The sequence below is a fragment of the Bradyrhizobium sp. Kon56 genome, assembly GCF_055807635.1.
In genome coordinates this window covers 1-320 of the sequence record NZ_JBVVOU010000279.1, presented here as the reverse complement: position 1 = coordinate 320, position 320 = coordinate 1, and the positions used below count along the sequence as shown (strand labels likewise).

The 320-nt window shown below is 65.9% G+C and carries 1 protein-coding gene; it reads right to left on the bottom strand.

Going from position 1 to position 320, the window contains the following annotated elements; all coding sequences use genetic code 11:
• Positions 1-320: insulinase family protein (locus tag AC0L3B_RS38970; protein ID WP_473383012.1), on the bottom strand; the 320-nt coding region annotated here is incomplete at both ends.

The window sequence follows — 320 nt, the reverse complement described above, 5'->3', positions numbered from 1 at the left end:
GTTTCGAAATGCGGCGAGGTCAGCGCGCTCCGCAGCAGGTCGAAGGCCTCGTCCTTGTTGTCGCGCAGCATGCGCAGGCTGCCGCGGAAGGTGTCGCGGGTGGCGCTGAAGGAGAGCTCGATGGCGCGGCGGTCGAGCCGCTCATGGAAGGTCTTGGAATCGAGATCGCCGGAGCCTTCGTCGAGGAGATCGCCGACCAGATTGGCGACGCCCGACTTGTCCTTGGGATCCTGTGCCGAGCCGCCGGCAAAGGAATATTCCATGGCGATCAGCGGCACGGTCGCATCCTGCACGAACCAGGCCTCGATGCCGCCCGGCGA